This is a genomic window from Candidatus Nitrotoga fabula (genome assembly GCF_905221025.1).
GTDB lineage: Bacteria > Pseudomonadota > Gammaproteobacteria > Burkholderiales > Gallionellaceae > Nitrotoga > Nitrotoga fabula.
In genome coordinates this window covers 53,418-79,573 of the sequence record NZ_CAJNBL010000041.1, presented here as the reverse complement: position 1 = coordinate 79,573, position 26,156 = coordinate 53,418, and the positions used below count along the sequence as shown (strand labels likewise).

Sequence of the window (26,156 nt, the reverse complement as noted above, 5' to 3'; positions counted from 1 at the left end):
TGACTAATACAGAGAAATAACCACTATGACCATCCGAGAAAAACAGACCGGCGCAGCCAAAACAGCACGCAACCCGATCAAAATCGTCCAGCTGGAGCAAAGACTGCGCAAGCCGGAATGGATACGGGTAAAATCCGGTAGCGGCCAGGGCTACCATGATGTCAAACGCCTGCTGCGTGAACACAAATTGCATACGGTGTGCGAGGAAGCTTCCTGCCCCAACATTGGAGAATGCTTCAGCAAGGGCACGGCCACTTTCATGATACTGGGCGACCTGTGCACGCGGCGCTGTCCCTTCTGCGACGTAGGGCACGGCAAACCGCTGCCACCCGACCCGGATGAACCTGCCCATCTAGCCCGTTCCATTGCCGTTTTGAAACTGAAATATGTGGTGATTACCAGTGTGGACCGCGATGATCTGCGGGATGGAGGGGCCCAGCATTTCGTCGACTGCCTGTCCGCCATTCGCGCGGTTTCCCCCGCAACCCGACTGGAAACCCTGGTACCGGATTTTCGCGGTCGCCTGGAAACCGCGCTCGACATTCTTGGCCACTGCCTGCCCGATGTCCTGAATCACAATATGGAAACCGTACCCCGCCTGTACAAGCTGGCCCGCCCGGGGGCCGACTACCATCACTCGCTCAGGCTGTTAAAGGATTTCAAGGCACGCTTCCCGCAGGTAATCACCAAATCCGGACTGATGCTGGGTCTGGGCGAAACCGACGAGGAAGTGCTGCAGGTCATGAAGGACATGCGCGAGCATGGTGTGCAGATGCTCACGCTGGGGCAGTATTTGCAGCCTTCGGAAGGCCACCTGCCAGTGCTTCGTTATGCCACCCCGGACACCTTTAAAAAATTTGAACAGACCGCCCTGGAGATGGGGTTTTCCCATGCAGCCTGCGGGCCCATGGTTCGCAGCAGCTATCATGCTGATGAACAGGCGCATCAGGCTGGGGCAATATAAGGCTGCCCTATTCCTGAAATCCAGGGCTTGCAAGCGGCGCTTGCATGCAATGAAACTTATGGTTGCGGAAGATCATGAACAGAACGGGATTACGCAGGATCATCCACAGGCATCGCTGGAACCCACTCTGGAGTTGCAGATTACGGCCACTATAAAAAATATTCCTGCCTGAAAGCAGAAGGCCGGCATTGCTGCCGGCCCCGTTCACTTCAGGATTCCTGAAGAGAAATCACCCCATATTACCTTGCGTTATAACCGCCACCATAACTATGGATATAGTTATTGTGATTGGCACCGGCTGGACGGTTGGTTCCGCTCATACCCCAGGTTGCGTCAGGTTCAACCCTTGTCTTAGGTGTATTCTTGTATGCAAACATAGGATTCGCTGCGCCGCGAACAGGTCTTACGCCATTCTGTGCATCGCTCACGCTTGGCTTGTCCTGAGCCATGTTGTATGGCAGGCGAACGCCATCTGCACCCACCTTGACATTATGTGTCTGACCGGTCAGATCGGTATGGCCGGCGTAAGGAAGGCTGGAACCATGTCCGTGTGCATCGCCATGCTCATCCGCGGTTGAATGCTCATGGGAATGGCTTGAAGCCTGGGCCATGGAGAAGCCCAGTGCAAAACAGGAAGCAACAGCTAAAGTCAAAACAGATTTCTTCATTATAAGCTCCTTAAAATATCAAATCGTACGAGGATAGTTGAACGGGCATGAACTGCACCTCACACCTGCAAACTTCTTATATTACATTACGCACGCAAATAATCATCATGGACGCAAACCCTGTACCGCTTCTCATAGCACCCGTCTGGCTCATTCAAGCAGACTCAACCTTCACCATATGATCAGTACTACAACCAGGATTCACCGGCTACAGAAAAAAACATACGTATAAAGTATTCTCCTGATCACTCCTTTTTCCAATCCGAATCAAAAGCAGAAGCGTAACATCATGCTTCAACTGCAATACCATGACTATTTGATCAGATTACATAATCCGCATAGTTATGTGTAAATCAAGCGATCTGCAAACGAAAACAACTAACCACAGTTTCTCCGCCTACAGACATTACTGCATGCATCTTCTCACACCACAAATGATCAACATCATGGAGTCTGCCAGGTGCCATTAAATGATGACCATTTTCAACTTCAGCCCCACTTAAGCCAACTCGCCTCCCCTTCGCTTATAAATGCAGGTGAGGATTGCATAATAGGATGACCGCAATAAAAAGTAAACAAGCAAATGAAATAACCCACATAAATGCTTTAAATCTCTATGGAAACACTCGAATCTCCGCCTTGCGGGATACAAACCTGCAGGCCTGATTCAGTAGGACACGGCTCCCTCTACAGCATTCTGCCTGGAATAAAAAACAACCAGCCTTGCGCAGAGCGCATACAGCAGGAAATGAGCATTACGGGGAGAACACACGCGAAAAAGGGGGGGGTGGAATGCATCCGGTTCAGGCTGGACAATCAGCCGACTGGCATGACCCGTTTCAGGAAAAATCTTGTGCTGAATAAATGAATTGCATATTCTGTTGCTGGTTAACCGACAAAATATCCCTGTCCACTAAAAAAACAGAACGGGATAAATTCATATCCCGTGGATTAAAACAGAAAACCATGAATTCCGAAAAATCCAGAATATATGGTGCGTCATTCATCAGCCAAACATGGATTGGATACGCTGGAGGAAATAATCCTGAGCGCATTCTGGCGGCAATTTTTCATGGATGCAGACATCTGACTGCTCCCGGCATGCCATGGTCCAATGAAATTATTGGAACACACGCAGGAATGAAAGATCCGTGTCCGAATTCTTGCCGCCAACTTCAGCTGGAAGCGCTATCCCGCTGAAAAAATAACAAAACCTGTTTAGAGCCTGTAAGTTTTATAATAATCAGATGGGGCGACTGCTGCTCCTCCCTTCGAGGCATCCGCACCTGGCACATTCACAATCGGACCCGTTTTGTAATATTCGGAAGAAACCGGGCCGAAAGAAGATGTTTTATAGGAAGCAGCAGACGACGTAGATGCAGAAGATCCCGATGAAAAAGACTTCGATGAAGCAGGCTTCGATGTAGAAGACATTGACGAAGAAGGCATCGAAGAAGACGAAGACGCAGGATACGTTGGGTATGGTTTTAAATGATGACCATCATACCCATCCGCATGAGCCAGCGTGATCCCCAGGACAGAACAGGATAAGATCGCCAAATAATTTACAGTTTTTTTCATTTTTAACTCCGTTGATAAATTAAAAAAATAATTCCGGGAAAAGGAAATGGTGCCTGTCTGCGTTCTCCGGGAAAATCCTGTTCTGAATCAGAACACCCTGCAAAAAACAAACGAGACAAGTTCTCCAGATCGAGACAAACCAAAACAGCTTTTACAAAAAACGAATTGAACAAACTGCAAATCAGCCGATCATTCAGCCACACGACCAATATTGCTTGTTGATTTTAACATTCATATATACCAATGTGGGAAAATTTTTAATCACCAGCAGAAGCCACTCTCGACCACTTCCGGTGCCAGACAGCCAGTTAAAATGTATCCGCTGCTTGATTGCAAACGCCTACCGCAAAGCAGGTACACACCGCGATTCGCAAATATATGCACTGAATATACATGCTACAAATGTTCAGGCCAGCAGAATGCTGGCCTGAACAGAGCAAGGCTGGATTTTTCTACAACTTCAGAATACGTCCGGAAAAACTCTGGTGCCCCGTCTTCGGAGCACCGCAGTTTACAGCTTCCTGGTTTTGTAGTAATCGAACTTTCCAGGGGCCTCTTCGGTTTTCCCTGGAGCAGCACCTTTGCCTTTTCTTCTGTGCATTATCATTTCATCCGATGTGATCCGGCCATCCCCATTTACATCCATTTCCCTGAATTTGTTTGCATGAAAAGCATCAAATTCACTGCTGCTGATGGCACCATCTCCATCCGAATCCATGGCCTTGTACATTTCCCTGTGCATTTTGATATGCATGTCTCCTTGCATTTTTCCGTGCATTCTTCCATGCATCGCGCCATCCTGCGGGCCAGTGCCGCCTGCGTAGGAAAACGAAGCGCCCAATACAAAGCTTGACAGGATGGCAAGACAATTTACAGTTTTTTTCATATGCAACTCCATTTATCTACTTATCAAATTATTAAATTTAAATAATACGGTATCGCCCTTCGTGATTCCCATTTCATGAAACCACATATCCCGGCAAATTTCAATCAAAATTGATCAAATATCCACATGAAAAACAAGAACCAGGCAATTACCCAGACCCACCAACCTGAAACCCGCGCACTTTGCCAGCAGTCTATCATCCTGCCCATGCACCATGCTGCGCGGTTCATTATATCTGCATATAGGCAAATCCTATAAGGCAATTTGTTCAACTTCCCTTTGAATCAATTCTTCCAACCAGAGCCGGTCAAGGGACAGCTGTTTCCGCTCTGAACCTGAGAATACCTGCATTATTCCCGGAATAACGACCCACCCTCAAAGTAAAGCAAAACAGGGATTGCATCATCCGGGCAATTGCAATAGCTAACGCTGAGCGGGTGCCAGATCACGGATCCGGAACTGGAACTGATTGCTTTTACGGTCAGAAAAATAATGCCGCAAGGTGAAATGGACCGGCCGGAAAGCAAGGGTATCCCACGGAATATCCTGTTCCGCAAACAGCTCGACTTGCAGGCTTTCCGGTCCGGGAAAGAAATTCAGATCCAGAAGCTTTGCGCGGAACAGCATATGCACCTGATTGATATAAGGGAGATTAAACATGGAATATAACTCGCCCAATTCAATGCGTGCAGTCGCTTCTTCCATAGTCTCGCGAATGGCTGCCTCTGCGGTTGTCTCCCCGTTTTCCATAAAACCGGCAGGCAAGGTCCACAGCCCATAACGCGGTTCAATTGCACGACGACACAACAGTATACGTCCATCTTCCCATTCAGGAATACTGCCAATGATCAGCTTCGGATTCTGATAATGTATCGTAGCGCAGGAAATGCACACATGACGCATGCGATTGTCACTGGGCGGACAACGCAATTCAACCGGAGAGCTGCATTCAGGGCAAAATTTCATAGGCTGTTCCTTGCATAATGAACGGATAACCCATCATGCAGCATCACTCGCTCCACCCCCGGCTTACCTCCGGCCCCGGTTATCCGGATAAACCGGCTCACCGAATGGCTCGAAGCGGGTTCCTGTCCTCCGCATGCCCAGAAAACCGCAAGACATCAGCAGGTTCCCGGCAAACCTGAAATCCTATTTCCAGAAATTCCACCATGGTTTCTTGTGCGCCGCAGATTGCTGGATAGCCGGCTTCAGGCCGCCCTTCGCAACATTCAGGTCCAGGACGCGCTGCGTATCGTCACGCAATTCTTTCATGCCCATCCCGTCATAGGCCTGTATCATGATCTGCAACGCATCCAGCGTAGCCGGGGTCATCGGATAATCAATCAGCACCGCGTTGGCACGATTGAGCGCGCCAACATAAGCCCCACGGCGCAGGTAATACCCGGCAATCTGCGTTTCGTGCCGCGCCAGAGCATTCACCAGATACTGCATGCGCACCTTTGCATCCGGCGTATATTTGCTGTTCGGGAAACGGGTAATCAGCTCATTGAAAGCATCGAATGCCTCACGCGGAGCCTTGGGATTGCGCTCGGACATGTCCGGCTGAATTTCTTCCGCCACATAGCCAAAGTAGCCAAGATCATCATCGAAATTGACCAGTCCTTTCAGGTAATAAAGATAATCCACGCCGGGACTGTTCGGGTATTGCTTGATGTAGCGATCCGCAGCGGAAAGCGCGGATTCCGTCTCGTTCAGCTTGTAATAGGCATAGGCAGTTTCCATCTGCGCCTGCTGCGCATAGCGTCCATAGGGAAAGCGTGACTGCAGGGTTTCAAAATGCTTGATGGCGGCAGTATAATCCGCACGTTCCATCTGCTCCTTGGCCTTCGCATAAATTTCCTCAGCTTCATCGGTTTTCGCAGATTTGTCATCCTTCGAGGAAAAAATACTGCATGCACTTAGCATGAGCACCAGAAATAAAGTTAAACTGAGTCGCATGGATACATCCATAAAAATATTGCCTGATTATACCGCAAACCTTGCCGCACCTAGCCAGCTTGCAACGAAGACTGTACCACTTTTATTCCGGGTATCCGATGAATATGCCGGGATGCGCCTTGACCAGGTTTTAGCCAGGCTGCTGCCCGAATATTCGCGCAGCCGCCTGCAGGACTGGATCGTAAGGCAGCAGGTTAAGCTTGACGGCGCTGATGCAACCCCCAGACAGAAAGTGTGGGGCGGCGAAACCATTGAAGTCACGCCGCAGGTCAGCCCAGCCGAACAACCCTATCAGGCCGAGGAAATCGGGCTGGACATCCGGCACGAAGACGAAAGCATTCTGGTCATCAACAAACCAGCTGGCCTGGTCGTGCATCCCGGCAGCGGCAATTGGCAGGGTACTCTGCTGAATGCCTTGCTGCATCATGCGCCGCCACTTGCCGGAATACCGCGCGTAGGTATTGTACACAGGCTGGACAAAGATACCAGCGGCTTGCTGGTGGTTGCAAAAACCCTGGTCGCACAGACCGGTTTGGTACGCCAGTTGCAGGCGCGCAGCGTGCAGCGCGAATATTACGCGCTGGTCCATGGTGAGATGCAGCGGGAAGGGACGGTAAACGCCCCCCTGGGTCGCCATCCCGTACAGCGCACCAAAATGGCCATTGTGGCGGAAGGAAAGCCTGCGGTTACACATTACACGATCGCAGAAAGCTTTCCCGGATGCACCCTGCTGCGCTGCAAACTGGAAACCGGGCGCACCCACCAGATTCGCGTCCATCTTGCCCACCTGTCCCATCCGCTGGTTGGTGACAGCGTATATATCCGGGGTGTGCAGAAATGCCCGCCCCGGATGCATCCGATCCTGGCTTCCTTTCCTCGCCAGGCACTGCATGCAACCCGGCTAGGCCTGGAGCACCCGGCAACCGGGCTATGGCTGGAATGGCAGGCACCGATACCGGCCGACATGGCCCACTTGCTCAACGAAATCAGGAACGCAAAAAATGAGTCTGCTTGAACAGTGCATCATCCCAGAATGGCCAGCCCCGAAAAACGTCAGGGCACTCCAAACCACGCGCAACGGCGGCATCAGTGCCGCTCCATACGACAGTTTCAACCTCAGTAGCTACGTAGGGGATGATCCCGTTGCCGTGACACGCAACCGCGAACTGCTGCAGACTGTTCTTCCCGGAGAGCCGTTATGGCTGCAGCAGGTGCATGGCATAACGGTAGCGGATGCGGACCATGCAACCCAGCCTGTCAAGGCCGATGCCAGCATATCTTCCCAGCCCGGTTCGGTTTGCGTGGCCATGACAGCCGACTGCCTGCCGGTACTGCTGTGCAACGACAGGGGCAGCGTGGTCAGCGCCGTGCATGCAGGCTGGCGCGGCCTGTGCGATGGAGTGATCGAACAGACCGCATACGCAATGGATGAACCCGGCCATGCCCTGATGGCCTGGATGGGCCCAGCAATTGGCGCAAATGCCTTTGAAGTCGGAGATGAGGTGCGCGCCGAATTCATTGCCAAAAATCCTCAGGCTGCCGCTGCCTTCCGCCAGAATTTGCCCGGAAAATGGCTCGCCGACATCTATCATCTGGCGCGCCTGCGCCTGAGCGACCTGGGAATTACGCGCGTGTACGGAGGCGGACTATGCACCTATACCGACAGTAAAAAATTTTTTTCTTTCCGGCGCGATAACGTGACCGGAAGAATGGGAACCTTCATCTGGCTGGAACAGTAAACCTGATTTTTGGTGCAGCGTCTGCCAGGCAGCCAATGAAATGGAGTAGAAAAGAAGTTTTCTGCGCTGCTCCCCGCAGAAAATGCAGATGCTAAAAAAACAGGCCAGATAAAATCTGGCCTGAAAAACTACAAAATCATTTGCAGATTAGCTAGGATTGCTGGTCCACTGTTTTTGATGGGAATTGGCATCAAAGTGGCTTTTGCCCAGGGTATCCCCGGTTCCTTCTGGATTTCCGGTTTTTGCTGCATCCCTGCCGGCACCATATTTGGCGGTATCGGTTGGCTCGGAAGATGCGGTATTGGTACCTGGTCTTCTGAATTCTGGCAAGCGATTGCCATCGTCGTTCTTGTAGCCAGGATCCACTTTAAAGCTTTGCGCCTGACTGTGGTTTATTTTGGCTCCGGGGGCATGCTTCTGGGCAGGTTGATCACGCTCGCCGGTCTGCCCTTCATACTGCTTGCAGCAGTTCCATGGAGTGTTCAGGCCTTTTCCGGAAAATGGAACGGCTTTGTCCGCTTCCATCGCAGGGGTAATGGCAGGTTGCGCCATGGCCACAGATGCGCCAAATGCAAAACAGGAAGCAACAGCTAAACCAATAATATTCTTTTTCATGAGGAGCTCCTTCAAATTATAAAACACGCTAGATTAGTAAAATAGAATCAAGGCCGGCCTCTCTTCTACGCCACAAGCTTTTACGAAGCCTGCCCATACTCCAAATCTGACAGGCTCAGAGCAGCATACTACGTGCCTGATTCCAAATATGTCAAGAACTTTAACGCCAGCCGGAACGAAAATTATTTCGTACTGTGGCCATGCCGGGAATTTCCCCCGCCCGGAAGCATAAACTGACGATGTTTTTGCTAACCTGCGAAGCAACTCTGTATAATGTGCGCTACCTGAAAACGCTCCCGGCATCCGGAGCGATCCAGCCATGTTTTATCCTGCCCGGGTGGTGAAATTGGTAGACACAACGGACTTAAAATCCGTCGGGGAGAAATCTCTGTACCGGTTCAAGTCCGGTCCCGGGCACCAATCAATCAAAAAGTTACATAATTTTTACTGTGTAGACTTTTGTAAGAAAAAATCTAATGTAAGCAGTTTTAAATATATATTGCTTACATATGGCTTAAATCACTCATTCTTGGCTCATTCTTTACGGCCCGTAAAAGAACAGGCGGCGGGCTTGAGGAGAATCGGCCCTTGCTGGCCAGCTTAGCAGCTTTTTGTTATCCCTCCTTTTTCCCTGCCTCCCTGATCTTGGGGTACATGAACGGCAGCAAAGTCCGGGCCGCATTAATTCCCAACTTGCAATCAACATCAGGATTATTTAGAACAGCCAACAAAAAAATTTTAGATCCAGCGTGCCCGCTTTCATCTAGACTGGCAATATAACATCCGCCTTGCTTGGCCTGCCTGCTCCTGATCATGCTCCGCCTGAATTAATGCGGAATCCTCCGCTTCTGCCTGGTTTCCCTGCCATTTGCTGATTACCTCTTAAAAATGGGATTTTTTCTCTGCATAGAGATTTGACCCACCCTCCCCCTGCACAACTGTAATCACAGGTTTCCATGGTTGCCAAAGAAATATGGGAATGATCAAAACAAGCGGCAATGGAAACGAATTTTTGTGCTTGCACCCCTGTCCAGAGGATACCGGTACTATATTCCGCAGCAGGATGCCAAGGAATATGCCGGTGCATCCAAACTGCCGAGGTTGCCGACAGCGGAACTGGAAGCAGCGGTGCTGGGCCAGTTAGGTACTATGATGCGTCAGCCTGTGATGATCAGTGAGATCGTGCCGCAGGCACCCTATATGTTGGCCGCGATTCTGGATGATACTACGTTGCCCGACCATATCACGTTGCTGGAACTGGCTGCGGATCCGCCGTTGGTGTGGGTAAATCAGAGAGAACAGATCGGCCTTTAACTCGGGGCGTGGATACAATTTGCTGCATCGGGCTGTTTGCCATCCTTACGCCCACAGATTTCCCGAATACATTCTCGCAGCCAGCGATGTGCTTGATCCCCATGCATCCGCGGGTGCCAAAGCATCAAAACCTTGATTTCAGGCGCTGGAAAAGGTAGGGCAAAACTAAACAAGCCTTTTCTCAAGTTTTCGGTATGACGTTCGGGAACGGCTGCCACCAGATCTGTTGAACGTGTCAGCGCCAGGGCGGCGGCAAAGCCGTCGACCGTCGCCACAATCTTTCGCTCCAGACCCAGAATTTTTAACGCATCATCAACAAGGCCCTTATCAAGACCTCGACGCGACATCAGAACATGCCTGGCTGCTGCATAGTCAACAGCGGTGATATCGCCTGCACTCAATGGATGTCCCATGCGCACCACGCCAATGAACCGATCATTAAATAATGCACGGACTCGCACTTCCGGCCCGGTTTCATCCCCGATCACCCCTGTTTCCAGATCGACGGATCCGTTACGAAGAGCCAGACTATCCCTGGTTGTTCTCTGCATAAAACGCAGTCGAATGCCGGGGGCATCCCGACTAACCCACTCCACGAGTTCAGCTCCAAAATTCTCCACAAAGCCATCACTGGTTCGCAGAGTAAAGGTTCGAACAATCCTTTTGAGATCAATTTGTTCTGCAGGTCTTAAAACCGCTTGAACGTCTTGCGATAACCGGGCGACTGACTCACGCAGTTCAAGCGCCCGTGGAGTAAGTACGAGACCCCGTCCGGCTCTAACCAGCAGCGGATCCCCCATCGTCTCCCGCAATCGTGCTAACGCCCGGCTCATGGCGGATGGACTCAGCTTCAATCTCCGTGCTGCGCGAGCCACGTTGCCCTCGTCCAGCAATACATTCAGGGTGATCAGCAAGTTTAAATCTGGTGTGGGCATAGAGTAGCTCTGGCTGGAGGTCATGGTAATCGCAACATCGGCTGATATGGCGTCATATGCATTTATTACATGTAAACCATGCGTCTTCCGCAATGATATGCGACCGCATATACTTTTGACAACCACCGATGACAGGAACCTAAAAATGACAACATGTAAAACTCCACCAACAGCAATGCCCGGAAATTCTGGTTCTTGCCAAAACCCCAGCACAAAGATAGAAATCATGCACAACCCTGCCACTCAAAACGACTGTGAGTCCTCCAAGCAGAATGGCTCCGCTCGCTGGGCGCTGACCAGCCTTTCCCTGGCAGCATTGCTGTCGTCCCTGGGATCCAGTATCGCTAACGTCGGCCTGCCGACGCTGGCCCAAACCTTCAGCGCATCCTTCCAGCAAGTCCAGTGGGTCGTCCTGGCCTATCTGCTTGCCATCACCACTCTTATTGTCAGCGCAGGACGGATAGGCGACCTTTTTGGAAGAAAGAAAATGCTCCAGATTGGCATCACAATGTTCTCCATAGCTTCAGTGTTGTGCGCCCTGGCACCCACCCTCGGACTATTAATAGCTGCCCGGATGATGCAGGGGTTGGGTGCTGCCTTAATGATGTCGCTTGCAATGGCTTTGGTGGGCGAAAACATCCCCAAGGAAAAAATCGGCAGTGCCATGGGAATACTCGGCACCGTTTCCGCAATTGGAACCGCACTGGGTCCTTCGCTCGGCGGCTTGCTGATCGCCGGGTACGGCTGGCCAATGATCTTTCTGGTCAACGCCCCATTGGGCATTGTAGCCTTGGCTCTGACCTACCGCTTCCTGCCCGCGGATTGCCTGCAAGTTTCCAGGGAAAGGCCTCTCTTCGACGCCATGGGTACCTTGCTGTTATCCCTGACCTTGATCGCCTATGCACTCGCGATGACCCTGGGCCACGGCCACTTTAACACCATCAATTGGACGCTGCTTTTGGCAACGGGGCTTGGCTTGGGGTTATTCATCCTATCCCAGATGAGATCCACCTCCCCCTTGATTCGGTTGTCCATGTTCCGCAATTCTGCACTGACGACCGGATTTGCAATGAGTACTCTGGTGACAACCGTGGTTATGGCCACCCTGGTGGTAGGACCCTTTTATCTCTCCGGGGTCTTGGCACTGGATGCTGCCCAGATCGGTTTGGTTATGGCATCCGGTCCAATTGTGGCCGCCCTGGCAGGGGCTCCCGCAGGACGCGTGGTTGACCGACTTGGGTCGGTCAAGATAATCATTACCGGATTGATTGCCATGGCGATTGGCACTGCGCTCTTGTCCATGATGCCGGTGGCATTGGGCGTATTCGGTTACATCCTCCCGCTCGTGATACTGACGACAGGCTATGCGTTATTTCAGGCAGCCAATAACACAGCAGTCATGATACACCTGGCTGCACAGCAACGAGGTGTGGGGTCGGGATTGCTGGGTCTGTCGCGCAATCTCGGACTGATCACCGGAGCCTCTGTAATGGGTATGATATTTGCTCTGGGTTCAGGAGCGAACGATATTACGATCGCATCACCGCAAGATATCGAGATGGGTATGAAAATCACCTTCGGGATGGCTTCCGCTCTGATTGTCTCTGCACTGGGACTCTCGCTGGCTGGTCAGATATTGTCGCGGCACGACAATGTCTTAAGTCCTGAACAGAACTAGAACATAATTCAGCATCCGATTGGATAGAAGTACGGCTTGGTGGTATTGGCATCTTCAAGCCGTTCTACCGGCCAGCGGCTAGTAGCGAGCAAGATGGTAGCTACGGGCTGAGATTGGCACTGGTGAGGCAGAGTGCTGAACGTAATGGTGGTAGTGTGCAATGCCTGCCACACGAGAGTGGTGGTGGGGTGGCAACCAGTGTCAAACCCGTTCTCATCAACGCGTTCTAACCGCTGATAACGAATACGGAAAAGTGCGAACCCAGTACCCGGAGCTGGAAATGGTATTAGCCAGAATCGAACCGAATTCAAGTCAGCATATTCCTCAATAAATACTGACCGATCAACAAATACAGACTTATGCTTCCTCTTTTTCCCTACTGGTGGATTGAAGCCACGGATTAATCACCTCAATTCCACATCCTTCAAAGTCTGATATATTACGCGTAACGACAGCGGCCTGATGTGCACGGGCAATGGCGGCAATCTGACAGTCAAATTGGCTAATATAACGCATCACTGCGATATCCTGGAAACAGAGAACGATCCTTACCGATTTAAGCAACGGAAAAACAAATCTTAGCAAATCGAAAAAGTGGGAAATATTGAACGCTGATTGACACCCCCGGCAAAAATACCGGATGGTTACATATCAGCGTGGAAACTATTGAACACTGTTTCCACCCCTAATCTGGAAAATTTTACACGCTGATATGAGGTTGTGCCCCTGCTTAATAAAACAACCTCCTCAGAAGCCTTTAATTTGGCTTGATCGCAGGTTATATCCGCATGTGCGCCAAGGGTAATCGCTTCAACTTGCCATCGACCCGTTTTTGCAAAATATAACTTCCTGCCCCGGATGGGGTTATCCGCACACCAAAACCATTAGGCGCATCCTCCCAATCCCAGTAAAATGCCTGACCAGTTACCGGGGTAAGTAAAGCTCCGACGCGGGTCTTGGTCAGTTTCACGACAAGGCCCGGACACCAGGTTTTAGTTTCATGTAAGCAGATTTAATAAAACAACATCTAGCCACAACGGATTAAATAATACATTAACTAATCAATAAGTAAAAATATATTGTTCTTACATAAAGCAAATAAAGCTGGATAAATGGGATTTTGCAAGAACTCAAAATCCGCCGGGGAGAAATCTTTGTACCGGTTCAAGTCCGGTCCCGGGCACCAGCCACATACATTCAACAGAATGTGAAGATAGCAGACAGGCCTGTTTCGCTGTTCTCCAACGTCATTCCTGCATCCATATCCGGTCTGGCATGGTTCCCTGTACTTGCATCCCTGACACTAGAATGCGCAAATTTTTCCCTGAAATCCGAACCAGAATACAGTATTCTTTACAATTCCCCACCGGCAAAAGTGAAATTTTCAAGGAAAGGTTCCGGTGCTGAGCAAACTCAATTCCTCGCAACGAGAAGCAGTCCGCTATCTGGATGGCCCTCTCCTGGTGCTGGCCGGTGCAGGTAGCGGCAAGACGCGGGTGATCACCCATAAACTGGCTTATCTGATCGAGCAGTGTGGCTATGCGCCGCACAACATCGCGGCCATCACTTTCACCAACAAAGCCGCAGATGAAATGCGCGAACGCGTATCCCGGCTAATGGCAGGACGCAGCAAGGGGCTGACCGTCAGTACGTTCCACGCACTGGGCATGCAGATTTTACGAGAAGAATCGGGCCTGCTTGGCTACAAAAAGCAGTTTTCAGTCTTCGACAGCGCGGACACCGCAAAAATCATCAGCGAACTACTGGGCGCACCAGACAAGCAGGATATCCGCATCATGCAAGGAGCCCTGTCCAGATGGAAAACCTCCTTCATCCTGCCGGAACAGGCAAACCAGCTTGCAGAGACCGAAGTAGAGCAGCGCAATGCGCTACTCTACACACGCTACCAAGAAACGCTGCGAGCCTATCAGGCGATGGATTTCGACGACCTGATCCGCTTGCCGGTGGCCCTGTTCCAAAATTTTCCGGAAGCGCTGCAACGCTGGCAGCAGCGATTCCGCTACTTGCTGATCGACGAATACCAGGATACCAACGAATGCCAGTACCAGATGGCTCGCCTGCTGGCAGGGAGCCGTGCGGCGCTCACGGCAGTGGGGGATGACGACCAGGCGATCTATGCCTGGCGCGGGGCAAGCACCGCGAACCTGCAGAATTTGCAAAACGACCACCCGAATCTGCGCGTAATCAAGCTGGAACAGAATTACCGTTCTTCGCAGCGCATCCTGAGCTGCGCCAACCATCTAATACGCAACAACAGCAAGCTATTCGAAAAAAGGCTGTGGAGTGAACACGGGCCGGGAGACCCGATCCGCGTTTTTGCTGCCAGGGACGACGAAAGTGAAGCCGAATCGGTGGTCATGCGCCTACTGGCGCACAAATTCGAGCACAACACACGCTATTCCGACTACGCGATCCTGTATCGCAGCAACCATCTTTCGCGCCCCCTTGAAGAACAGCTGCGCCTGCAGAAAGTGCCGTATACCGTCAGCGGAGGCAGTTCTTTCTTTGACCGCGCCGAAATCAAGGATCTGACTGCCTATTTGCGCCTGATCGCCAATACCGATGATGATCCGGCATTTATTCGCGCAATAACCACGCCCAAACGCGGCATCGGCAACCAGACCCTGGAAAAACTTGCGGGCTATGCCGGCACCCGCAATATCAGCCTGTTTGCGGCCGCTTTCGAAACCGCCATGGCACACCAGATTCCTGCGCGACAGTACGAGGAACTGCTTACCTTCTGCAATTTCATCCACCGCATGGAAGCGCGCGCCGGGAAAGAAGAATGCGCAGCGGTGATCACGGATTTAATGGCTGCCATTGATTACGAGGCATGGCTCTTCGACAGCCATGAGCCGCGTCAGGCGGAAAGCAAATGGGCGAACGTTGCCGATTTTGTCGGCTGGATCAAACGTAAAGCGGAAGCCGACAGCAAGACCCTGCTGGAAATGACCCAGACCATCGCCCTGATGAATCTGCTCGAATCGCGCACAGAGGAACCCGATGCGGTTTCACTGTCCACCCTGCACGCCGCCAAAGGTCTGGAGTTTGGCCATGTATTCATGATTGGGGTGGAAGAAGGCATCCTGCCGCACCGCCAGAGCGAGCTTCCGGAACAGATTGAAGAAGAGCGTCGGCTGATGTATGTCGGCATCACCCGCGCAGAACGCTCGCTGCACCTCAGTTATTGTACCCGGCGCAAACACGGGAAGGAATGGCAGGCTTGTGAACCCAGCCGCTTCCTGCAGGAGCTGCCAGCAGATGAAATCATTCACACGGGGATCTCTCAGGCAGGCAAAGCCCCCGAAGTCAGCAAAGATGCAGGGATGGCGAAACTGGCGCGGCTGAAGGCGATGCTGGGCTGAGCGGTCATGCATGCCGCCGCCCCGGTTTTACCCTGCGCGCTGCCTTCTCGACTCGAACATGCATATCCCTGCGCTGACCGATACATTCAGGCTTTCCACACTGCCCAGCATCGGGATGCGTACCAGCTCGTCGCAGGTCTCGCGGGTAAGGCGGCGCAGGCCTTCCCCCTCCGCCCCCAACACCCAGGCCAATCCCCCAGCATGGCGGAAGCCGTAAAGGTCCTTTTTCGCCGCGCCATCCGCGCCCACCACCCAGATCTCGCGTTCCTGCAGTTCGCGCAGAGTGCGCGCAAGGTTGGTAACCGTAATGTATGGAACCGTTTCCGCAGCGCCACAGGCAACCTTTTCCACCGTGGCATTCAGGCCAACGGCACGATCCTTGGGTGCAATTACAGCATGGACGCCAAAAGCATCCGCGCTGCGCAGGCAGGCACCCAGGTTATGCGGGTCCTGCACACCATCCAGAACCAGCAGCAACGCGGGCTCGTTTAGGATATCCAGTACGTCGTCCAGGTGTCGCACTCTCTGCGCAGCGTTCACCCGGGCGGCGACTCCCTGATGAGACACGTTTCCTGCCAGACCGTCAAGACGCCTGGAATCCACCGGAATTACCCGCACATGATGATCCTCCGCCAGCTTCAGCAGATCGCGAATGCGCGCGTCGCGGCGCTGCGTATCCAGGTAAAGCTCCAGCACGCTTTCCGCCTGCTGGCGTATACGCGCGGTAACGGCATGAAAACCGTGAATGATTCGGGTCTCAGCCATTACGTGATTTGCCTTTCTTTGGCTTTTTCTTTTTCGCGTCCCATACATCGGACACCTCTGGCACCTTTTCATCCGGCGCGTCCAGCACGAAATCGATTTTGGTGCTCTCCATATCCACTCTCACCACCTGGACGCGCACGCGGTCCGCAAGCCGATAACGCTTGCCAGTGCGCTCGCCCAGCATCTGGTGCTTGGCTGCATCGAAATGAAAATAATCCGTGCCCAGTTCCGAAACGTGCACCAGCCCTTCGATGTAAAGCTCATCCAGCATTACAAAAAGGCCAAAACCGGTTACCGACGAAACGGTGCCATCAAAACAGCTGCCAAGATGATCCCGCATATAGAAGCATTTCAGCCAGGCCTCGACATCCCGGGTGGCGTCATCTGCCCGCCGTTCCGTCAGGGAACAGTGCATACCCAGTTCATCCCACTTCACCCTGGGCCGATATTTTTTGTTATTCAGCACTGCCTTGATCGCACGGTGCACCAGAAGATCGGGATAGCGCCGGATGGGCGAGGTAAAATGCGTATAGGCATCATACCCAAGGCCGAAATGCCCCGTATTTTCCGGGCAATACCGCGCTTGGCGCAATGAGCGCAGCATCACGGTCTGCAGTAGCGCGGCATCGGGCCGTCCCTTTACCTGCTTCAACAGCCTGGCATAATCCCCTGCCTCCGGCTTTTCTCCCCCGCCAAGCTCCAGCCCGAATTCCCTGAAAAACTCGCGCACCGCCTCCAGTTTCTCAGGGGTAGGGCCTTCATGCACACGGTACAATGCAACATGCTTGCGCTCACGGAGAAGGCTGGCGGCGCACACATTAGCTGCCAGCATGCATTCCTCGATCAGGCGATGCGCATCATTGCGCACCACCGGAACAATACGCTCGATCTTGCCCTGATCATTGAACATCATTTGCGTTTCAATCGTCTCGAAATCGATTGCGCCGCGTTTCTCGCGAGATTGCAACAGCGTTTGGAACAAGATGTGCAGCTGGCGAACGTGCGGCAGCACGGAGGAAAATTTTTGCGCGGAGGCACACTGCGGATCTTCCAGCATTGCCGCCACCTCGGTGTAGGTCATGCGCGCATGCGAGCGCATGACCGCAGGATAAAATCGGTAGGATTCGATTTCGCCCTGCGCGCTGATCTGCATGTCGCATACCATGCACAGGCGCTCCACATCCGGATTGAGCGAGCAGATGCCGTTAGACAACTCTTCCGGCAGCATCGGGATCACGCGCCGCGGGAAATACACCGAATTGCCACGGTCCAGCGCCTCTTTGTCCAGCGCGTCTCCAGGGCTGACATAATGGCTGACATCCGCAATGGCCACCACCAGGCGAAAGCCGGCGGCAACCGGCTCGCAATATACCGCATCATCGAAATCCCGCGCCGTCTCGCCGTCTATGGTAACCAGGGGCAGCGCGCGCAAATCTTCGCGCCCGTCATAGTCTTCCGGCAACACCTGGGAAGGAGTATTTTGAGCCTGACGTCTGGTCTTGGTTAGAAACTCATGCGGCAGGTCATGCTTGCGCAGCGCAATCTCGATTTCCATGCCCGGGTCCGCATAATTGCCCAGAACCTGCACGATACGCCCGATCGGCTGGGCATGCTTGCTGGGCTGCTGCAGAATCTCCAGCATCACCACCTGCCCCGCCTTTGCCCCGCCATGTTCTCCCGGGGCAACCAGAATATCCTGGCTGATACGGCGATTTTCGGCCACCACGAACTGAATGCCATGCTCTTCATACAACCGCCCGACCAGACGGTTCGTGGCATGCTCCAGCACTTCTACAATACTGGCTTCGCGGCGCCCGCGCCGGTCCATCCCGGTTTCACGGACCACCACTGTATCGCCATGCAGCACCTTGTGCATCTCCTTGGCGCTCAGCATCAGGTCGGGGCTACCATCATCCGGGATCAGGAAGCCGAATCCGTCCGGGTGGCCCTGCACCTTACCCTTGATCAGATCAAGCTTGTCCATCACGCAGATCGCCCGCCTGCGATTGCGCATGATCTGGCCATCACGTTCCATCGCGCGCAGGCGCCGCAAGAATAATTCCAGCTCATGCTCATGAATATGCAACATTTTGCAAAGATCTTCCTCTGCAACCGGAACTCCCTGCTCCTCCAATAATTGCAGGACAAATTCACGGCTTGGCAACGGATGTTCATACTGCCCGCGCTCACGTTCCAGGAATGGATCGAGCTCGCGGATATTTTTTTTCTTATTAGTCATTGACAGAAAACCTTTAAACGATTAACTTGTGCGCCCTTGAGAAGCAAAGCATGTTTTTTGCCCAGATGGCGGAATTGGTAGACGCGCACGGTTCAGGTCCGTGTGCCGCAAGGTGTGGAGGTTCGAGTCCTCTTCTGGGCACCAAAGACAGTATAGCACCCTGTAGCAAATTAATTCAAAATTAATGAAATAATGCACTTAGCATCGTTTCATCAAGACAAACCGTAGCATTCCTTTGCTTTTAATATGGTGCGCTTTTCCCCAAAAGTGGCCGAATACATGTCGCCTATAAAGATCGAGGCCAGACATACCGTGCCTGCATATGCATTGACGGCCATTTCCTGTCTCCAACCTTCCGCACCAAAGCAGAAACAAACGCATGGGTAGCACAGCAAACTATTGACCATGCGGGTTGGTGAAATCTTTTCATTAAAGACGGACGGATATTGATTTGTCCAAACGTATGGCTCAAGTATGGGCAACGCCTCGGATATAGGAATGTTGCGGCGTTACCGGATTGATAAAATATGTATTGGCAGATTAATTGCGGAATTTTTAAAAAACAGGCTGCTCATCGAGTTTTGATTGAACTACTTTAAATGTGCAGCTATAACGTTTAATTACAGCGCTAACTAAATCAATAAACCATTTTGGCGTGCCCGGGGCAATATAAATTTTCTCAATTAACGATTCGATATTAATCCTGATTTGAATTCCATGATCTACAGGCTCTTGTTCTGTAATCTTGATATCTGTTGTCGTCCAAGGAATTCTCACTACCGCTCTGATTTCGCGTTCGTGCTCAAAGCTTTTGCGTTTGTGCATATATGGAGCAAGCATATTGTCGCTTCTTATTACATCGTTTTCATAATCGATATACTTGACTTTGCCAAGATAAACTTGTCTGTCATCGATAATGGAATCGCGTAATCTTTTATATGTGGATTGAATGGCTATCCCCTCGTTACTTTTTAAATATAGTTTCCACATTGCCGCAGATTCGTGTCCATTTGCATGCCAACAGTTAATGGCCACAAATTTCTTATAGTGACGCGTTATGTCCCTCAACTGATTTTTCAAATCAAGAAGCGCATTGATCTCACCTAGCGACATATCAGGTGATGCCAATGGCATAAATCGTGCATGCGCATTCTTTCTAGGCAAGGATCCTTCAAATGGATCGACGAATTTATCAGCTCTAGCAAAGTATAGGCGCTGAGTATCAATAAGTGATACGAATTTTGTAAAATCCATATATCGCCATACCTTGACTTCTTCGTTTTCAGGTGGCTCAAACTCCGGATGTTCCGTATACATATACACCGCATTCAGTATTGATATCCGTCGAACTTTATATGATACACAATAAAAAACATGAGCATCTAATTCGATTGTGGCTTTTTTAGTCTAATCCCACACCAACACCCTCGGACTGTATTCCGTTTCCCGTGTTTTAAGAAAATTGATCCCTAACAATTTAGTACGTTGAAGACAATTTCATCAACACAATACCACTAACAATCAACGCGGCAGCCAGGATACGCAGTCCGTTCACTGGTTCCCCAAGGAAAAGGATTCCAGAAGCAAATGCTCCAAGAGCGCCAATTCCCGTCCAAATGGTATACGCTGTACCGAGCGGCAACGTCCGCATCGAGATCGACAACAGGGCAAAACTGGCCATCATTGTTACAACAGTAACGGTGGAAGGCAGGAACCGGGTGAATCCTGCCGACAGTTTCATTGAATAGGCCCAAACAACCTCAAGCACCCCGGCGATATACAAACAAACCCAAGCCATAAGCCCTCCATAGGAAAATTGTAGGCCGGGCCGTCCCGGGATGCGGATTCATCTTAACTGCTAGATGCCGGAGGTCGTCCTCCTGACAGGCAGTTTATCAAATGGGCATTCATGAGGCATGCCTCAATGATCCCTGTCATCAATGGTATCCCTGTCTTGGGTAAACCAGGTGTATACAACAACGGCTACGATCACAAGCACAGAAACAGTTGCATTGGTTAAATTTAAAGTCATTCCTCCAATATTCATCTTAACCTCCTGTTAAAACAGTTTTTCTATTCGGCAATCACCTTTCTCACAAGTTCCATAGAGAAAACTATGTCTGTTTTAGGCCGGTTGATTCCCACCAGAAGCAATGGCCGCAACAAACAAGGAATTGCCATACAATCAAAAGGCCTCTAAGCTTCATGTTCATGATATTCACAAAATATTTCAGCATAATGACGACAGGGCAATGAGGCGGATCGTTTGCCGGTGTAAACCGATTGATTACAAGGGACTGCATACTACTCAGCCCCTTACAATCCCCTGAAACCTGATGGAACGACGAAACGGCAACTTTTTTCCCAAGATCCAGTGCAACAGGATTCCTTGCCAGAAAAAATTTTATTTTCATGGTTAAATTTAACCATACTGATCCAACCTGCATCCACTTTTACCAGAAACCCTGCCTTAAATGGACTTTTTCCCGATTTTTCTAAACCTGAAGAACAGCCCCTGCCTCGTCGTCGGAGGTGGGGAAGTTGCATTCAGAAAGGTTTCCGTACTACTACAGGCAGGGGCGGCAGTAACGGTAGTTTCGCCTGAACTGTGTGCAGCATTCAATGAACTTGCCACAATCCGGCATCTGCCAGAACCGTTTCAGGTCGCACACCTGCACGATGCCACACTGGTAATCGCCGCCACCGATGACGCCACGGTCAACAAGGAAGTTTCGATGGAAGCCAGAAAAAGAAAACTGCCGGTCAATGTGGTTGATAATCCGGAGCTGTGTACCTTCATCATGCCAGCCATACTGGATCGATCCCCCCTTGTGGTAGCCTTTTCAACCGGAGGGGCGGCCCCCATCCTGGCAAGGATGCTGAGGGCAAAACTGGAAGCACTGATTCCCCCGGGATACGGACGGCTAGCTGCCTTTGCCGCCAGATTCCGACAGAAGGTCAGGGAACGCATCCGCCATGACGGCAACCGCAGGATATTCTGGGAAAACGTACTGGAAGGCCCGGTTGCCGAAAAGATTTTTTCCGGAGACGAACAATCGGCTGAATCCATGCTGTTGGACAAGCTGCAAAACAGCAATCATGCATGTGCCGGAGAGGTGTTTCTGGTCGGCGCAGGCTCCGGTGCGCCGGATCTGCTCACCTTCCGTGCACTGCGGCTGATGCAGATGGCGGATGTAGTGCTGTATGACAATCTGGTTTCAAAGCCAGTGCTGGAAATGACGCGGCGCGACGCCCATAGGATTTTTGTCGGAAAAATGCGCAGCAACCACAGCATGCCGCAGGAAAGCATCAACGAGCTCATGGTCAGGCTGGCAAGGCAGGGGAAACGAGTACTGCGGCTGAAAGGGGGAGACCCCTTCATATTCGGCCGGGGGGGAGAAGAAATTGAAACGCTGTCCGAATGCAAAATCAATTTTCAGGTCGTACCCGGCATCACCGCTGCATCGGGTGTGGCGGCCTATGCCGGGATACCCCTCACGCACAGGGATCATGCGCAGTCCTGTATTTTTGTAACCGGCCACCTGAAGGATGGCAGCATGGATCTCGACTGGGAAGTGCTGGCACGCCCCAATCAGACCGTCGTGGTATACATGGGCTTGCATGGGCTGGAAACCATCTGTTCCAGGCTGATTGAGCACGGCTCTCCGGAATCCACGCCTGCCGCCATTGTGCAGCAGGGAACCACCTGCAACCAGCGTGTGGTCACCGGCACACTAGCCACACTGCCAGAAAAAGCCAAGGCCGCAAAACTGAAAGCCCCCACACTGATCATCATAGGCGGGGTGGTGCAACTCAGGGAAAAACTCTCATGGTTTGAGCCGGACCAAAACACAAATCAACTTGACATAAAATTATAACAAACATCATTAATATTTTGATATTGCTATAATATATGAATTTTTCGAGAACCATTCCTAATAAAGTCAAGCCACCTTGCTGCGTTTAAAAAGCTCTGCAGCCTGCCACAGATACCAGGTTGCCACGGAACGATATGGACTCCAGGCCTGCCCGATCCTGGAGAGTTCCGCCGGAAGCGGCTGCCTAGGCAGATGCTTCAGCACCCGCCAACCTTCGCGCACGCCGAAATCCTGAACCGGCAGAACATCTGGGCGCCCCAGGGTATGAATCAGGAACATCTCAACCGTCCAGCGGCCGATACCACGTAGCGTTACCAGCGTATGAATCAACTCTTCATCGGTCATGGCCTGTGCAGCGTCTCGGGACGGCACGATACCGGAAAGCGCGCCTTCTGCAATCCCACGCAAAGTTATGGCCTTCGCGGTCGAAAAACCACAGGCACGCAGCAGACTGACATCAGTCGCCAGCAGGTATTCCGGCAACGGGAAAGACCCATCCGGGTACAGCGCCAGAAAACGTGCAAGAATCGATTCTGCGGCCCGTGCATGCAATTGCTGGTAAGCCACTGCCCGGACCAGTGCCTCGTACGGTTCCCGCTCCGGCCGGGGTTTCAGTCCGCAGCGCCCGACCCGGGCAATCAGACATTTCCAGTCCGGATCCAGGGCTGCCAGATGAGAAACGGCAGGGGAAAACGGGTCTGCAGGGCTCATGCTGCCTTCAGTCATGGTTACAGGGCCTTCCTGAAGGTTAAATTAATACGCTTGCGGCCGGCGATCGCATGATGCCCTTCAGCAAGCGGGGCAATCCCATGAAAATGGTATCTGGCAGGGCCGCCCCATACCACAATATCACCGTGCAGGAGCGTATAGCGCATCGGGCGAATGGAACGCTGTGAGCCACCGAACAAAAATACCGCAGGCAGACCAAGAGAGACGGAAACAATCGGTGCGGACGGGTCGCGCTCGTCCTTATCCTGATGCAGGGACAGCCGTGTTCCTGGCACGTAGCAATTGACCAGACAAACATCAGGAATAAAATTTTCATAGCCGGCACTCCGGGCCGCCCTGTTCGCCAGTTCCATGAAAACTGCGGGCAAAGTCGGCCATGGCTTACCCGTTTCTGGATCAATCGCATCATAACGGTAACCGCCCGGATCGCTTACCCATCCGGCCTGGCCGCAATTGCTCATGGCCACGGACATGCGGAAGCCGCCCGGGGTAATCATATGGCGCAACGGGGCCACGGCAATAATTTTTTCCACCTCTTCCAGCAGTACCCGGTCATCACTTCCGGCAAAGCCGCGCAGCAAAACTGCGCCATCATCAAGCCGAAACGGTTGCAATTGAGGAACCGGCAGCGCGTCAAAAAGATCCGGATGCATGTTCTTTATTTGGCTCTGGAAACTCCATTCAAAATTAAACCATGTTCATGTAATTTCGAAATATGTCTCGCAATACTTTAATATTTAGCTATTATCAATGCATTATTTTTGCTGCGATTACCCTTGCTGACAGGGGCTGACCAGATAATGAACCCCCCTTCCCGCGTAACCAGCGCACGCTGTATGTATGGCGGCCTACCATCCCGATTCGCGTTCCGGTGTGGCAGTGATCTTGTGTATGGTCAAATCCGAACCATTGAATTCTTCTTCCGCACTCAACCGGATGCCTACGGTATATTTCAGGGTTGCATAAACAGCAAAGCTGCCTCCAAATGCAACCGCGATGCCCAGCAGCGTGCCAATCACCTGCGCCATGAAGCTAATCCCTCCCAATCCCCCCAGGGAATGCAGGCCGAAAATACCTGCAGCAATGCCGCCCCATGCGCCGCACAGCCCATGTAACGGCCATACGCCCAGCACATCGTCGATTTTCCAGCGGTTTTGCGTCAGGGTAAACATCCATACGAACAGCCCCCCTGCAATGCCACCAGTCACCAGCGCACCTATCGGATGCATCACGTCCGAACCGGCACAGACTGCAACCAGTCCAGCCAGCGGGCCGTTATGCAGGAAGCCGGGGTCATTTTTCCCGGCGCAAAGTGCAACCAACGTTCCACCCACCATCGCCATCAGCGAATTAACGGCAACCAGACCACTGATATTTCCGATTGCCTGAGCCGACATGACATTGAATCCAAACCAGCCTACGACCAGTATCCATGCGCCCAGTGCAAGAAATGGAATGCTGGAAGGCGGGTGCGCCGATATTTTCCCATCCCTGCCATAGCGCCCATGCCTTGCCCCAAGCAGCAAGACTGCAGCCAGGGCTATCCAACCGCCCACAGCATGCACCACGACCGAACCAGCAAAATCGTGGAACTCTGCGCCGAACCGGCCATGAAGCCAATCCTGCACACCCAGGCGATGGTTCCATGCGATCCCTTCGAAAAAGGGATAAATAAAGCCAACCAGCATGAAAGTGGCCATAATCTGCGGATTGAATTTTGCCCGTTCTGCCACTCCCCCGGAAACAATTGCCGGGATGGCTGCCGCAAAAGTTAACAGAAAGAAGAATTTGACCAGGGCATAGCCATTCTTATCTGCCAGCTGCGACGCATCGCTGAAAAAATTCACGCCATAAGCAATGCCGTACCCGATAAAAAAATAGGCCAGCGTGGAGATACCAAAATCCGTAAGAATTTTCACCAGCGCATTGACCTGGTTTTTCTTGCGCACCGTGCCCAACTCAAGAAATGCAAAACCGGCATGCATTGCAAGAACCATAATTGCTCCCAATAGAACCAGCAATGTGTCACTCGCTGATTTCAGACTTTCGATGCTTTCCATTTTCTGCTCCATGTATGAACGAACCTATCATACATAAGCAAATTTCATTCCATGTTTTATAAATATATGATTACAAAAGATTCAAACAATTAAAAAACCTTTGAAAAAAGGCCAGGCTCACCAATTTGATGCATTTCCGGTCTGCACATGCCGCATGTTGGTGCATCGGACTCGAATGAATGGCCGAAATTCACTGCCCGGCGCTTTTCCAGCCGTTTAAAATTTTTTCCAGCCAGAAAATGCCGATGATGGTTTTGCTGTCATTTATTTTTCCCTGTCTGATCCACTCCATCGCATCCACCAAAGACAGATCGAATACTTCGAGAAATTCACCATCATCCAGCTTCCTTCCCTGGAACATCAGATCCTGCGCCAGAAAATATTCCATGCGCTCGTTGGCATAGCCGATGCACGGCCAGGTTGTCGTCAAATGCGTCCACTTGCAGGCAACATATCCGGTTTCTTCCAGCAACTCCCGTTGTGCGGTCAACAGCATATCTTCATCACGTTCCATTTTCCCTGCCGGTAACTCGAAGAATTCACGGTGCGGTGCATAGCGGAATTGCCGCTCCATCAGCAAATTGCCGTTTTCCAGAATCGCAAGCACGGCAACGGCACCGGGGTGATCTATATGCTCACGCTCGCTCACGCTGCCATCTGGCAGCTGTACTTTGTCCTTGAAGACCCGGATAAAGTGACCCTCGTACATGACAGCCGTATCCAGGCGCTTTTCTTTAAAATTCATGAATAACCCTTTGAT

Annotated in this window: 28 protein-coding genes and 2 tRNA genes; 11 read left to right on the top strand and 19 right to left on the bottom strand. The window is 51.7% G+C overall.

What is annotated here, in order from left to right; genetic code table 11:
• The first annotated feature begins 25 nt into the window (after window positions 1-25).
• Both lipA and KJA68_RS09335 read left to right on the top strand, forming a co-directional pair.
• A complete protein-coding gene (gene lipA, locus KJA68_RS09340) occupies window positions 26-964 on the top strand; it encodes a lipoyl synthase (RefSeq protein WP_213036667.1) in 939 nt (312 codons plus the stop codon).
• Window positions 933-1,136: a hypothetical protein gene (locus KJA68_RS09335; protein WP_213036666.1), complete on the top strand. Its 204-nt coding sequence runs from the start codon at window positions 933-935 to the stop codon at window positions 1,134-1,136. The genes lipA and KJA68_RS09335 overlap by 32 nt, the downstream gene beginning before the upstream one ends.
• A gap of 67 nt (window positions 1,137-1,203) precedes the next feature.
• Here the strand turns inward: KJA68_RS09335 and KJA68_RS09330 are convergent, their stop codons facing one another.
• Window positions 1,204-1,632, bottom strand: a complete 429-nt coding sequence (locus tag KJA68_RS09330; protein WP_213036665.1) for a hypothetical protein — start codon at window positions 1,630-1,632, stop codon at window positions 1,204-1,206.
• A gap of 616 nt (window positions 1,633-2,248) precedes the next feature.
• On the opposite strand from KJA68_RS09330, the gene KJA68_RS09325 reads away from it, so the two are divergent.
• Window positions 2,249-2,500, top strand: coding sequence for a hypothetical protein (locus KJA68_RS09325; RefSeq protein ID WP_213036664.1), 252 nt, complete (start codon window positions 2,249-2,251; stop codon window positions 2,498-2,500).
• 350 nt (window positions 2,501-2,850) lie between these two features.
• Here KJA68_RS09325 and KJA68_RS09320 read toward each other — a convergent pair whose 3' ends face one another.
• The 4 genes from KJA68_RS09320 to KJA68_RS09305 form a co-directional block, all read right to left on the bottom strand.
• Entirely contained in the window at window positions 2,851-3,213 is a 363-nt protein-coding gene (locus KJA68_RS09320) for a hypothetical protein (RefSeq protein WP_213036663.1), read from the bottom strand.
• A gap of 511 nt (window positions 3,214-3,724) precedes the next feature.
• The gene (locus tag KJA68_RS09315) at window positions 3,725-4,099 is read right to left on the bottom strand and encodes an EF-hand domain-containing protein (RefSeq protein ID WP_213036662.1); all 375 of its coding nucleotides are present in this window, start codon (window positions 4,097-4,099) and stop codon (window positions 3,725-3,727) included.
• Window positions 4,100-4,522: 423 nt separating this feature from the next.
• Window positions 4,523-5,065 (bottom strand): NUDIX hydrolase, encoded by a 543-nt coding sequence (locus KJA68_RS09310; RefSeq protein WP_213036661.1) that lies wholly within the window; start codon window positions 5,063-5,065, stop codon window positions 4,523-4,525.
• 183 nt (window positions 5,066-5,248) lie between these two features.
• Window positions 5,249-6,058: an outer membrane protein assembly factor BamD gene (locus tag KJA68_RS09305; protein WP_213036660.1), complete on the bottom strand. Its 810-nt coding sequence runs from the start codon at window positions 6,056-6,058 to the stop codon at window positions 5,249-5,251.
• Here KJA68_RS09305 and rluD point away from each other — a divergent pair.
• Window positions 6,057-7,073, top strand: coding sequence for a 23S rRNA pseudouridine(1911/1915/1917) synthase RluD (gene rluD / locus KJA68_RS09300; protein ID WP_213036659.1), 1,017 nt, complete (start codon window positions 6,057-6,059; stop codon window positions 7,071-7,073). The genes KJA68_RS09305 and rluD overlap by 2 nt on opposite strands.
• Entirely contained in the window at window positions 7,060-7,797 is a 738-nt protein-coding gene (pgeF, locus tag KJA68_RS09295) for a peptidoglycan editing factor PgeF (protein WP_213036658.1), read from the top strand. The genes rluD and pgeF overlap by 14 nt, the downstream gene beginning before the upstream one ends.
• Window positions 7,798-7,944: 147 nt before the next feature.
• On the opposite strand, the gene KJA68_RS09290 is transcribed toward pgeF, so the two are convergent.
• On the bottom strand, window positions 7,945-8,412 hold the full coding sequence (locus KJA68_RS09290; RefSeq protein WP_213036657.1) for a hypothetical protein: 468 nt from the start codon (window positions 8,410-8,412) through the stop codon (window positions 7,945-7,947).
• A 331-nt stretch (window positions 8,413-8,743) separates the two neighbouring features.
• Here KJA68_RS09290 and KJA68_RS09285 point away from each other — a divergent pair.
• A tRNA-Leu gene (locus KJA68_RS09285) sits at window positions 8,744-8,832 on the top strand.
• A gap of 540 nt (window positions 8,833-9,372) precedes the next feature.
• Window positions 9,373-9,726 (top strand): hypothetical protein, encoded by a 354-nt coding sequence (locus KJA68_RS09280; protein WP_213036656.1) that lies wholly within the window; start codon window positions 9,373-9,375, stop codon window positions 9,724-9,726.
• Here KJA68_RS09280 and KJA68_RS09275 read toward each other — a convergent pair.
• Complete coding sequence (locus tag KJA68_RS09275; protein WP_213036655.1) at window positions 9,723-10,685, bottom strand: LysR family transcriptional regulator; 963 nt, start codon at window positions 10,683-10,685, stop codon at window positions 9,723-9,725. The two genes, KJA68_RS09280 and KJA68_RS09275, sit on opposite strands and share 4 nt — an antisense overlap.
• A gap of 202 nt (window positions 10,686-10,887) precedes the next feature.
• Here KJA68_RS09275 and KJA68_RS09270 point away from each other — a divergent pair, with 202 nt between their 5' ends.
• Window positions 10,888-12,339 carry an MFS transporter gene (locus KJA68_RS09270; RefSeq protein ID WP_213036654.1) on the top strand — a complete coding sequence of 484 codons (1,452 nt, stop codon included), beginning with the start codon at window positions 10,888-10,890 and terminating at the stop codon, window positions 12,337-12,339.
• Window positions 12,340-12,696: 357 nt separating this feature from the next.
• Here the strand turns inward: KJA68_RS09270 and KJA68_RS09265 are convergent, their stop codons facing one another.
• Together KJA68_RS09265 and KJA68_RS09260 are read right to left on the bottom strand one after the other, a co-directional pair.
• Window positions 12,697-12,858, bottom strand: coding sequence for a PIN domain-containing protein (locus KJA68_RS09265; protein WP_213036653.1), 162 nt, complete (start codon window positions 12,856-12,858; stop codon window positions 12,697-12,699).
• A 259-nt stretch (window positions 12,859-13,117) separates the two neighbouring features.
• Entirely contained in the window at window positions 13,118-13,309 is a 192-nt protein-coding gene (locus KJA68_RS09260) for a DUF4102 domain-containing protein (protein ID WP_213036652.1), read from the bottom strand.
• Window positions 13,310-13,739: 430 nt separating this feature from the next.
• Here KJA68_RS09260 and KJA68_RS09255 point away from each other — a divergent pair, with 430 nt between their 5' ends.
• Window positions 13,740-15,725: a UvrD-helicase domain-containing protein gene (locus tag KJA68_RS09255; protein WP_213036651.1), complete on the top strand. Its 1,986-nt coding sequence runs from the start codon at window positions 13,740-13,742 to the stop codon at window positions 15,723-15,725.
• A 27-nt stretch (window positions 15,726-15,752) separates the two neighbouring features.
• Here the strand turns inward: KJA68_RS09255 and rlmB are convergent, their stop codons facing one another.
• Together rlmB and rnr are read right to left on the bottom strand one after the other, a co-directional pair.
• Window positions 15,753-16,490 (bottom strand): 23S rRNA (guanosine(2251)-2'-O)-methyltransferase RlmB, encoded by a 738-nt coding sequence (gene rlmB, locus KJA68_RS09250; protein WP_213036650.1) that lies wholly within the window; start codon window positions 16,488-16,490, stop codon window positions 15,753-15,755.
• Window positions 16,483-18,729, bottom strand: a complete 2,247-nt coding sequence (gene rnr / locus KJA68_RS09245) for a ribonuclease R (RefSeq protein WP_213036649.1) — start codon at window positions 18,727-18,729, stop codon at window positions 16,483-16,485. The genes rlmB and rnr overlap by 8 nt, the downstream gene beginning before the upstream one ends.
• Before the next feature lie 59 nt (window positions 18,730-18,788).
• On the opposite strand from rnr, the gene KJA68_RS09240 reads away from it, so the two are divergent.
• Window positions 18,789-18,873, top strand: a tRNA-Leu gene (locus KJA68_RS09240).
• A gap of 68 nt (window positions 18,874-18,941) precedes the next feature.
• Here the strand turns inward: KJA68_RS09240 and KJA68_RS11005 are convergent.
• The 4 genes from KJA68_RS11005 to KJA68_RS11000 form a co-directional block, all read right to left on the bottom strand.
• Window positions 18,942-19,067 carry a hypothetical protein gene (locus KJA68_RS11005; protein ID WP_281412158.1) on the bottom strand — a complete coding sequence of 42 codons (126 nt, stop codon included), beginning with the start codon at window positions 19,065-19,067 and terminating at the stop codon, window positions 18,942-18,944.
• A gap of 217 nt (window positions 19,068-19,284) precedes the next feature.
• Entirely contained in the window at window positions 19,285-20,046 is a 762-nt protein-coding gene (locus KJA68_RS09235; RefSeq protein WP_213036648.1) for a hypothetical protein, read from the bottom strand.
• Window positions 20,047-20,206: 160 nt separating this feature from the next.
• Window positions 20,207-20,527 carry a DMT family transporter gene (locus tag KJA68_RS09230; protein WP_213036647.1) on the bottom strand — a complete coding sequence of 107 codons (321 nt, stop codon included), beginning with the start codon at window positions 20,525-20,527 and terminating at the stop codon, window positions 20,207-20,209.
• A 123-nt stretch (window positions 20,528-20,650) separates the two neighbouring features.
• A complete protein-coding gene (locus tag KJA68_RS11000) occupies window positions 20,651-20,776 on the bottom strand; it encodes a hypothetical protein (RefSeq protein ID WP_281412157.1) in 126 nt (41 codons plus the stop codon).
• Window positions 20,777-21,203: 427 nt separating this feature from the next.
• Here KJA68_RS11000 and cysG point away from each other — a divergent pair, with 427 nt between their 5' ends.
• Entirely contained in the window at window positions 21,204-22,607 is a 1,404-nt protein-coding gene (gene cysG, locus KJA68_RS09225; protein ID WP_213036646.1) for a siroheme synthase CysG, read from the top strand.
• Between the two features lie 66 nt (window positions 22,608-22,673).
• Here cysG and KJA68_RS09220 read toward each other — a convergent pair whose 3' ends face one another.
• The 4 genes from KJA68_RS09220 to KJA68_RS09205 all read right to left on the bottom strand — a co-directional run bounded on the left by KJA68_RS09220 (window position 22,674) and on the right by KJA68_RS09205 (window position 26,141).
• A complete protein-coding gene (locus KJA68_RS09220; protein ID WP_246487138.1) occupies window positions 22,674-23,333 on the bottom strand; it encodes a DNA-3-methyladenine glycosylase family protein in 660 nt (219 codons plus the stop codon).
• Between the two features lie 2 nt (window positions 23,334-23,335).
• Complete coding sequence (alkB, locus tag KJA68_RS09215) at window positions 23,336-23,989, bottom strand: DNA oxidative demethylase AlkB (RefSeq protein ID WP_213036645.1); 654 nt, start codon at window positions 23,987-23,989, stop codon at window positions 23,336-23,338.
• Window positions 23,990-24,184: 195 nt separating this feature from the next.
• Entirely contained in the window at window positions 24,185-25,387 is a 1,203-nt protein-coding gene (locus KJA68_RS09210) for an ammonium transporter (RefSeq protein ID WP_213036732.1), read from the bottom strand.
• Between the two features lie 199 nt (window positions 25,388-25,586).
• On the bottom strand, window positions 25,587-26,141 hold the full coding sequence (locus KJA68_RS09205) for an NUDIX domain-containing protein (RefSeq protein ID WP_213036644.1): 555 nt from the start codon (window positions 26,139-26,141) through the stop codon (window positions 25,587-25,589).
• Between the last annotated feature and the right edge of the window lie 15 nt (window positions 26,142-26,156).